Origin of the sequence: Loktanella sp. PT4BL, from assembly GCF_003201935.1 — a bacterium.
Lineage (GTDB): Bacteria > Pseudomonadota > Alphaproteobacteria > Rhodobacterales > Rhodobacteraceae > Yoonia.
Map to the genome: position 1 here is coordinate 1 of NZ_QJJL01000022.1, position 9,281 is coordinate 9,281.

General features: G+C 59.4%; 4 protein-coding genes and 7 pseudogenes. 5 read left to right on the forward strand and 6 right to left on the reverse strand.

Annotation, left to right across the window (positions count from 1 at the left end; genetic code table 11):
- Window positions 1-253: 253 nt before the first annotated feature.
- The 3 genes and pseudogenes from tnpA (at window position 254) to tnpC (ending at window position 2,803) form a co-directional block, all read left to right on the forward strand.
- Window positions 254-715, forward strand: coding sequence for an IS66-like element accessory protein TnpA (gene tnpA / locus C7964_RS19435; RefSeq protein ID WP_110281211.1), 462 nt, complete (start codon window positions 254-256; stop codon window positions 713-715).
- 17 nt (window positions 716-732) lie between these two features.
- Window positions 733-1,065 (forward strand): IS66 family insertion sequence element accessory protein TnpB, encoded by a 333-nt coding sequence (tnpB, locus tag C7964_RS19440; RefSeq protein ID WP_220000206.1) that lies wholly within the window; start codon window positions 733-735, stop codon window positions 1,063-1,065.
- Between the two features lie 64 nt (window positions 1,066-1,129).
- A pseudogene (gene tnpC / locus C7964_RS19445) lies at window positions 1,130-2,803 on the forward strand (IS66 family transposase).
- Between the two features lie 73 nt (window positions 2,804-2,876).
- On the opposite strand, the pseudogene C7964_RS20300 reads toward tnpC, so the two are convergent.
- From C7964_RS20300 to C7964_RS19470, 5 genes and pseudogenes are all read right to left on the reverse strand, one after another.
- A pseudogene (locus tag C7964_RS20300) lies at window positions 2,877-2,924 on the reverse strand (hypothetical protein); the annotation flags it as partial.
- 418 nt (window positions 2,925-3,342) lie between these two features.
- Window positions 3,343-3,595, reverse strand: a pseudogene (locus C7964_RS20305) (IS3 family transposase); the annotation flags it as partial.
- A gap of 89 nt (window positions 3,596-3,684) precedes the next feature.
- Window positions 3,685-4,575 (reverse strand): annotated as a pseudogene (locus C7964_RS19460) (IS3 family transposase); the annotation flags it as partial.
- A complete protein-coding gene (locus C7964_RS19465) occupies window positions 4,576-5,937 on the reverse strand; it encodes an IS110 family RNA-guided transposase (RefSeq protein ID WP_110281214.1) in 1,362 nt (453 codons plus the stop codon).
- A 174-nt stretch (window positions 5,938-6,111) separates the two neighbouring features.
- Window positions 6,112-6,360, reverse strand: a pseudogene (locus C7964_RS19470) (IS3 family transposase); the annotation flags it as partial.
- Window positions 6,361-6,452: 92 nt separating this feature from the next.
- Between C7964_RS19470 and istA the strand changes: the two are divergent.
- The gene (istA, locus tag C7964_RS19475) at window positions 6,453-8,006 is read left to right on the forward strand and encodes an IS21 family transposase (RefSeq protein WP_110281215.1); all 1,554 of its coding nucleotides are present in this window, start codon (window positions 6,453-6,455) and stop codon (window positions 8,004-8,006) included.
- Between the two features lie 25 nt (window positions 8,007-8,031).
- Window positions 8,032-8,814 (forward strand): annotated as a pseudogene (gene istB, locus C7964_RS19480) (IS21-like element helper ATPase IstB).
- Between the two features lie 230 nt (window positions 8,815-9,044).
- Here the strand turns inward: istB and C7964_RS19485 are convergent.
- Window positions 9,045-9,191: pseudogene (locus C7964_RS19485) on the reverse strand (transposase); the annotation flags it as partial.
- Window positions 9,192-9,281: the final 90 nt, after the last annotated feature.

Consider the following 9,281-nt stretch of genomic DNA (forward strand, 5'->3'; position numbering starts at 1 on the left):
TCTCGTAGTCCCTGACGAGCTACCGACCGCCCTCCGCATCAACCAGCCACAACAACGTGCAACCGATAAATAAATGGGGCGTGGCCACCGCATACAGCTGGCCGACGAGACAGGGAAAACGGAACTCATTATTTTCAATTCGGGCCGCAGCACTGCTTGTACTGTAAGCGCCGTCCAGGCCCCATTGATTAGGGATATTTCTGCGACCTGATGGGTCTGCGAGATGTTGAGCGCAATCATTTGGAGGATGCGCATGGCAGATGGTGGTGATGGGTTTGTTGGTCGCTGCGAGATTGTTGAACCGCGTCGGCGTGGGAACCGCAGCTGGCCGGATGACGTGAGGGCCCGTATCGTTGCTGAAAGCTTTCAGCCGGGTGTGCGGGTTGTGGATGTCGCAAGGCGGCATGATCTTGTTCCGCATCAGCTGTCGGATTGGCGCAGGCAAGCGCGGCAAGGCCTTTTGCCGCTGCCGTCGGAGCTTCTGCCTGCTGTGGCAGACGGAGACAGCAGTGGCGACCAGGCGGCATTTGTGACTTTGGAACTCGCACCTGAGCCAGAGGCATTTCCAGTGGCACCTTCCACCCCCATGACACAGGGGGCGCATTCGGGGACACTTGCCGTGGAAATTGGTGCTGATTTGGTGCTGCGCATTCCTGGCGATGTGCCGGTGGCCCGCGCGGCCGCACTGGTGCAGGCGCTGCGGGTGGCACAGTGATTGTTGCGGGCCAGCGATTGCCGATCCTGATCGCAACGAAGCCCGTGGACTTCCGGTGCGGCCATAACGCACTGGCTTTGATCGTGCAGACTGAGCTGAAGCTGGATCCGCATTCTGGCATCACCGTGGTGTTCCGTTCCAAGCGGGGGGATCGCTTGAAGATTTTGGTTTGGGACGGCACCGGAATGGTGCTGACCTACAAGGTCCTGGAGCAGGGCAGCTTCGCTTGGCCCAAGGTCCATGACGGGGTGATGCGGCTGTCGCGGGCGCAGTTTGAGGCTTTGTTCGAGGGGTTGGACTGGCGGCGGGTGGTCGCGCAGAGGGTGATGGCACCGGCTGCGGCAGGATGACTCAGTGGGTCCAGTTTGACTTTGTTTTATTGGGCTTTCTATTCCGGATCGGGTAGAAGAACGCATGTCACAATCGCTTGATCTCAGCCAGTTTCCGGACCTGCCGCCCGAGGTGGTGAAGGCCTTTGCCGCCCAAAAGGCAGCGCTGGATGCCGCGCAGTTTGAGGCGAAGGTCGAACGTGCGGCACGGCAGCATGAACAGGCAGTCGTAGCCGAGAAGGAAGCTTTCATCACCGAACTGAAGGCGCTGATCGAGAAGCTGGAAGGCCAGGTTCAGGACTACCGGCGCACCAAGTTCGGGCCGAAATCTGAGAAGCTGGACCCCGCCCAGTTGGAATTGGCGCTAGAAGATCTGGAAACCGCCATCGCCGAGACACAGGCGCAGATTGCGGCTGTCGAAGACAGGATCGCAGCCAGTGAACCCGACACCGAGAAGCGCAAACCGCGTGCGTGCCGTAAGGCCCGGGCACTGCCGGAAAGCCTGCCACGCGCCCTACGGGTGGTCGAGCCCGAAAGTATCGCATGCCCCTGCGGCTGCGGGGACATGGTCAAGATTGGCGAAGACCGGACCGAGCGGCTGGATTACATCCCGGCGCGCTATCAGGTGATCGTCACGATCCGCCCGAAATACGCCTGCCCCAAGGGGCGCGCAGGCGTGGTGCAAGCCAAGGCGCCTGCGCATCTGCTGGAGGGCAGCTGGCCCACCGAGGCGTTGCTGGCACAGATTGCCGTCTCCAAGCATTCCGAGCACATGCCACTGAACAGGCAGGCCATGGTCATGGCGCGGCATGGGGTGCCGATCGACTGATCCGTGTTGGCCGACTGGATGGGCCGCACCGGTGCCCTGATCGCACCTGTTGTTGACCATATGGCCCAACGTCTGATGGCCGAGAGCACGCGGCTTTACGTCGATGAAACCACCGCCCCGGTTCTCGACCCGGGGCGTGGAAAAACCAAGACCGGCTATTTGTGGGCCGTGTTACGCGATGATCGCGGTTGGGGTGGGACTGCGCCGCCGGGTGTGGTGTTCCATTATCGTCCCGGGAGGAAAGGCGCGTATGCCGCCGAAATCCTCGACGGCTTCAACGGCACGATCCAGGTCGATGCCTATGGTGGTTATACCCATCTGGCCACATCCAAGCGCACAGGTGGCGATCCGCTGCAGCTGGCTTTCTGCTGGGCGCACGGCAGGCGCAAGCTGATCAAGGCCAAACCCAAGAAGGGATCACCTATCGTCGACGAGGCGCTTTTGCGCATCGCGGCACTCTACAAGGTCGAAGATGCCATCCGTGGCAGTGATCCCGATCACCGCCACGCAGTCAGACAAGAGCTGTCCCGCCCGTTGGTCGATGAGTTCTTCGCATGGTTGGCCGCCCAAGCCGCCCGCGTCTCGCGTAAATCTGACCTCGGCGAGGCCATGGCCTATATGCTGCGGCGCCAAGACGGCTTCCGGCTGTTCCTCAACGACGGGCGCGTCGACATCGATTCCAATCTTGTCGAAAACGCTATCCGCAGCCCGGCCATGAACCGTCGCAACGCGCTCTTTGCAGGTCACGATGAGGGCGGCCGCAACTGGGCCCGCTTCGCCAGTCTCATTGGCACCTGCAAGATGAACGGCGTCGAACCCTATGCCTATCTGCGCGATCTGTTCACGAAGCTGGCCAATGGCCACCTCGCCCGCGACATCGATGCCCTCATGCCATGGGCAAGCACACAGCACATCTTCCCGGCAAAGTGACCTCGTCCGGGACTCCCTGACGAGCTCGTTGTGCAGGATCAAAACCAAGGCCCGCACCGCGCAACAGTAAAATCTATGGGATGGGGCCGGCGCTTACCTTGTACTTTCGGCCCGAGCCACATGAACAGGGATCATTCCTCCCCGGACGAGGTGAGCCTTGTGCGGCATACCTGGAAGATTGGCAGGAGCCGTCCCAGCAAGTTCAGGGCGTGATTCGAGTAAAATGGTTGCCATACAATTCAGGATTAAGTTGGGGGCTTCCTGATCAATCTGTTCAATTTCCTGTTTGGAAAACTTGCTGTTGCCCGTGCTAATGTCCTGCAGTGCCATCTGAAAAATCAGACTGGCTTGGGTTTCTACATCGGCTCTGTCGAGCAACCCTTCCCAAGCGTCTGGCCGTAAGTCCATCGCACGGCTGAAACCGTCAACCCAAGGCTCCCGCATGGCCTCCTTCCGGCACCTTCTGATCGACGAGATGCGCATCGCCAGTTATGCCCCACACCTGTGGCAACCATACCATGGGTGGGATCAGCTCAGGACAGGGGCCGGTATCCGAACCGGCGCCACTCGTTCGCCAGATCGCGCAGCTTGCCCCTCAACTCAGTGTCCGCGGGATGACAGGAACGGAAACGGATCATCTTGCGATCCGCCCCGACAATTCTGCATGCCCGCCGTTCCGACAGGTTCAACCTAGCCTGCAGATGCGTAACGGCTTCGCGCTTCACGGCGGGCCTTACCATTTTTTGAGAGCAGTTCCTTTATCGCCGAAGCATCCAGCATTTGCTCGGCCACCTGAGGTGCCCCTAGATTTGTAGACGCTTTGCTTGGTAATTTTGGAACCAGGGAGTGGACCTGTCGCGCTTTTGTGCCGCCCCAATTGTTTAAGCCACCTTTCGCTCGAAAGCGACAGGGCTTTTCCAACCCAATGCTGAGTGGCGGCGGCGCGGATTGTAGAACCCGTTTATGTATTCAAAGATCGCCATCTCAGCCTTGCGCCTTGTCTCCTAAGGATGCCGCCAGATCAGCTCTGCTTTGATGGTCTTGAAAAACGTCTCGACCGCCGCGTTATCACAGCAGTTGCCCTTGCCGCTCATCGATACCTTGAACCCATGCTGTCGAAGGATCTTCTGTTAGTCGTGCGAACAATATTGGCTGCCACGATCCGTGTTATGAATGCAGCCTTTGGGTGGTTGCCGGAACGCGATGGCCATCTCCAACGCCCGGATCGCGAGGTCACGCTTCATGCGGTTACTCACAGCCCAGCCGATGACGCGTCGGGAATGCAGATCCAAGATCACGGCAAGATACAACCAGCCCTCGCGCGTCCAGACATAGCTGATGTCACCGGCCCATTTCTGGTTTGGTTGATCCGCAGTGAAGTTCCGATCCAATAGGTTGGGCGCAATGTTGAACTTGTGATCGCTGTCGGTCGTCACCTTATGTTTGCGTGTTCTCACAACAGATATGCCATTCTGACGCATCAATCTGCCAACATGGCGGTGCCCGACATCCAAGCCGATCTCCTTCAGCTCTTCCGTCATCCGCGGCCTGCCGTAGCTGCCCAGGCTGAGACGGGACTGTTCTTTGATATGTGCCAGCGTCACCAGATCGAACCGCTGCCTGCGGCTGGCTGGCCGACTACGGAAAGCCCGCAAACCGCGCATGCTGACATCCATAACCTGACACAGGCGCGCTGCCGGAAACGCATTCCGGTGTTCTTCCACGAACCTAAACCTCACGGCTTTTGGCTCGCGAAGAACTGCGTTGCTTTCCTAAGAAACAGCCGCTGTCTCGGGAATAGTTGCCAAAGCGTAACCCATTGTTTTGGCGCGCCGTTGGAGATTTGAGAGGACACGTTGCCGATGTCGTGCATCATAGGCCGCTGCACCTTGATCCTGATATGTCATGCCGTGGCGGATGGCGTTGTAGAACAGCACTGCGATCTTGCGCGCCGTGGCCGTCACCGCCTTCTGCTTGCCGATCCGTGCCGATAGTCGTCGATAAAACGCTCCGAGGGCCGTGTCGCTCCGACCAATCGTGACGGCTGCCAGCCGGAGAAGGGCAGCGGCGCGGCTGGAAGATCGGCGCGTGCGCGAGGACAGCAACTTACCACCAGAGATCTTGTTGCCCGGAGCCAGACAAAGCCACGATGTGAAGTGCTTGGCACTCTTCCAGGTGCGCAGATCCGTGCCGCATTCTGCTACCAGCTTCAGGGCCAGAGATGGGCCGAGACCGTGGATTTGGGTCAGGTCCGTGCCTAACACGCCGTAAAGCGCGGCCCGCACATCGAAAGACGGCGCATTGTGCTGCTTGCCTTTGCTCCGTGCCTTCGGGAGTGGAGCCAAATCATCGCCAGCCCGGACAGTCAGCGCGGCGACTGCTGCCTCCAGCTTCCGATCACACGTCGCGATCTGTGCTTTGTAGAAGTCATAAAGCTCCAGAGACTGTGTCAGGGCAAAGACATGCTCCTCGCGGTCATTACCAACCAGCGCAGCTTTGATCGTGTCCATAGAGGATTTGCAGCGGACATCCCGGAACGCTGCCAGTGCCTCTGGATCACGTTCGCCTCCAACGATGGCACGGATGATCCGCAGGCCCGTTGCGCCCGTGATGTCGGACACAACATGATGCAGCTGCAGGTTCATTTCCATCAACGCCTTCTGCATGTGCTGGATATGCGCGGCGGCATAGTCCGTCAGACGCTCGCGTTGGCGCATATAGGCGCGCAGAGTGGCGATCTCCGCCTCAGGGCGGAAACTGCCGCGCAAGAGCCCATAAGAATGCAACTGGCGCAGCCATCCCGCGTCGCTCACATCGGTTTTGCGGCCCGGCACATTCTTGGCGTATCGGGCATTCACGAGGATGACTTCGAAGCCATGCGCTTCAAGGATCTCGAATGCCGGTATCCAGTAAACGCCGGTCGACTCCATCGCCACGCTGGTGACGCCGCATGACCGGAACCAGTCAGCAAGGTCATGCAAATCCTGAGTGAATGTCCCAAAAGCGCGCACAGGCATGATGTCGGTCTCAGGGTTTACAGCCGCCATATGCATCGTCGAGCCGATGTCGATCGCGGCCGCATTGGGATTGACCACCTTCAGGTCCGGGTGGTCGCCGGTCTTACGCTTTGTCATGACGTCTCCTCCGTTCAAGGCGAAGGGCGTGGGCCATGCAAGTTCTTCATCTTCCTAACCGGGATCACCGCAATGGCGGCGTCACCACTCTCAAGTGCGCATCAGCCCATGTGCCACGTTTTTTAACGGGGTCCAGCCCACCAATAAGCCATCGGCAACTGCCCTTCATCCGCAGCATAGCACAGGCTGTTTATACCGCGCACAGGCGGGCAGCGGCCCGGAACAGTTTTTTAGGATGTCCCGCTCCTCCTTGAGGATGCGAACCTCGCGCCGAAGCCGGTCATTCTCTTGGGCGAGGCTTAAATCCTCTTTTGACACCACGTCTGTGTCTCTGTGCGCGGTGATCCATTTGTTCCGCGTCGACATACCGACGCCAAGATCATCCGCCACCTGCTTACGCATTAACCTGCGGGTTTCACTAATTCCCGGACAGCACTGGGGAGACGTGTGCGCGGTTGGTCATCGCCTGCGCCGTTACGGCATTCTGTCGGTCTTGAACAAGACTGGGAGGGACCATGCCAAGACGGAAGCAAGCGAGGCGTACGACTGTGCAAGACATACGAGCGATACTGCGGCTGACGCATGAACAGGGGCTTTCAGCGCGTGAGGTTGCCGCGCGCCTGAAGCTAAGTAAGACAACCGTGGCGACCTATCTGAACCGAGCTCGGGAGGCGGGGCTGAACTGCTGGCCACTGCCCAAGGGCCGGGATGACGATACCACGCTGAAGCAGGTTCTGTTCCAGCGCGTGGGGCGTCCGCCCCGGGACCTGACAGAACCTGACTGGCCGAAGATGGCAGCTGAGATGAAGCGCAAGGGTGTGACGCTGCTGCTGCTCTGGGAGGAGTATCGGGCAGCGCATCCTGACGGGTATGGCTACACCTGGTTTTGTGAACGCTACAGGGAGTTCGAGATCCGGATCAGCCCCCGGTATCGCAACCGCCATGAGGCTGGCGCGGTGATGCAGACCGATTACGCGGGCCATACCATCCCGGTGATCGACCCGGCGACAGGCGACGAGCACCGTGCCCAGATCTTTGTCGCGGTGCTTGGCGCGTCCAATTACACGTTCGCCTGGGCCAGCTTGAGCCAAAAGTTGCCCGATTGGATCGACGCCCAGGTTCGGGCGTTACACTTCTTTGGCGGCGTGCCCAAGGCGATTGTCTGCGACAATCTCAAAGCGGCCGTCGCCAAGCCGCTGTGGTTCGAGCCGTCGGTGACCAAGACCTTTTCTGACATGGCCAAGCATTACGACACGACGGTGCTACCCACGCGGCCGCGCAAGCCACGTGACAAGGGCAAGGTCGAAGGTGCGGTGCTGATCGTGGAACGCTGGATCCTGGCCCGGCTGCGCAACCGGCAGTTCTTTTCCATCGCGGCGCTGAACGTCGCCATTGCCGAGTTGCTCGTGGATCTCAACGCGCGAACCATGCGGTGGGTGGGCCGTTCCCGACAGGACCTCTTTGCACAGATAGAACATGCTGCATTGAGGCCCTTGCCCGATACGCCTTTTGAGTATGCTGAATGGAAGCAGGCCAAGGTACATCCCGACTATCATATCGAGGTGCTGCATAGCTTCTATTCCGTGCCCCACCACTTGATCGGGCGGAAGGTCGATGTCCGGCTAACCCACCGTATGATCGAGATATTCCACACTCATGAACGCGTGGCTGTGCATCACCGGCGTGGGCAGCGCGGCGGCCATACCACCATCAAGGAACACATGCCCAAGGCCCATCAGCGCTATGGTGGCATGACGCCAGAAAGCCTCATCACCCGCGCAGCCCGGACAGGCTATCACACGGCCGCGCTTATCGAGCGCCTGATGCGCGACAGGCCGCATCCCGAGCAGGGCTATCGATCCGCCCTCGGCGTGCTCAGCCTCCAGCGCCAGTTCGGGGCCGAGAGGTTGGAAGCGGCCTGTGATCGCGCCCTTACAGTCGGGACCGTCTCATATGCCTCAGTGCGTTCCATCCTCGTCACAGGGCTGGACCGGGCTCCGGAACCGCCGCAACCAATCACCGCCACCCCGGCCCACGGCAACATCCGCGGCGCTGGCTACTACCAGTAACCCTCAGCACAAAAAGGAACATCACATGCTGACACATCCCACCCTCGACCAGATGGCTGCACTTGGCATGACAGGCATGGCAGACGCCTGGAAGGCGCTCGCCGAACAGGACCCGGGTCACACCCTTGACCGTAACGAATGGCTTGGGCTCATGCTCGACCGTGAAGCTTCGGCAAGGGCCGGCAAACGCTTCAACAACAGGCTGCGGAATGCAAGGATGCGTTTCCCCAACGCCTGCATAGAGGACGTCAACTTCGCCGCCAGCCGAGGGCTCGACCGCCGTCAGGTCCTCGCGCTGGCGCAAGGTGAATGGATCAAGGCAAAGGAGCAGATCATCCTCACCGGCCAGACCGGCACCGGCAAAACCTGGCTGGCCTGCGCCTTCGGCCATCAAGCTGCGCGCCTGGATCACACCGTGCTCTATGTCCGCATGCCCCGTCTGTTTGAGGACATGGCCATGGCCCGCCTTGATGGGCGCTTCCCTAAGCTGGTCGACAAGTTGGCACGCGTCCAACTGCTCATTCTCGACGATTGGGGCACCCACGGACTCACGGACCAGCAACGCCTCGACCTGCTCGAACTCTTCGAAGAACGCTATCAGCGCCGCTCTACCATCATAACCGCCCAACTGCCCGTCTCAGGTTAGCACGACATGATCGGCGAACCCACAATCGCAGATGCCATCATGGACCGAATTGTTCACAATGCCCACCGCATCGAACTCAAGGGAGACAGTATGCGTAGAAAGGATCAAAACGAGAACTTGACCCACATGGAAAACCGCGAAACGATGCCATCAGAAACATAACTGCAGGCAGACCATCAGCCGCGCCCGAACTGTCCGGTAATTACTGAAATGGCTGTCCGGGATTTAGCAAAATCGCTGTCCGGTAATTCTGAAATCCGCATTAACCCGTTGGTCAGCGCGATCCGCACTGCATCTTGGCGAAATTCGTCCGTCCGTTTCAGTCCCATGGTAATCTCCTTTGTTGCAGTAAATGTTATCAAAGGAGCGGCCTCAAACCGTGACAGGTCCACCTTGAGCCTTTTGGCATCGGAAACCGTCATCCCGCCAAACTTTGCCTTCCACGCATAAAAGGTGCCTTCCGACATGCCGTGCTTGCGGCACAGATCAGCGCACTTCGCGCCGGCCTCATACTCGGTCAAAATGAATCGCGCTGAGTTTGTCGGAGACCATCAACTTAAGTAAGGATGATGGTTATGACAAAAAGCAAAATGGCAAATCGCTACTCACCTGAGGTCCGCGCGCGTGCG

What these genes read in the sequence shown, in the direction of transcription:
- tnpA (WP_110281211.1), top strand. Translation starts at nt 254, where the DNA reads ATGGCAGATGGTGGTGATGGGTTTGTTGGTCGCTGCGAGATTGTTGAA.
- C7964_RS19465 (WP_110281214.1), bottom strand. Translation starts at nt 5,937, where the DNA reads ATGACAAAGCGTAAGACCGGCGACCACCCGGACCTGAAGGTGGTCAAT.
- istA (WP_110281215.1), top strand. Translation starts at nt 6,453, where the DNA reads ATGCCAAGACGGAAGCAAGCGAGGCGTACGACTGTGCAAGACATACGA.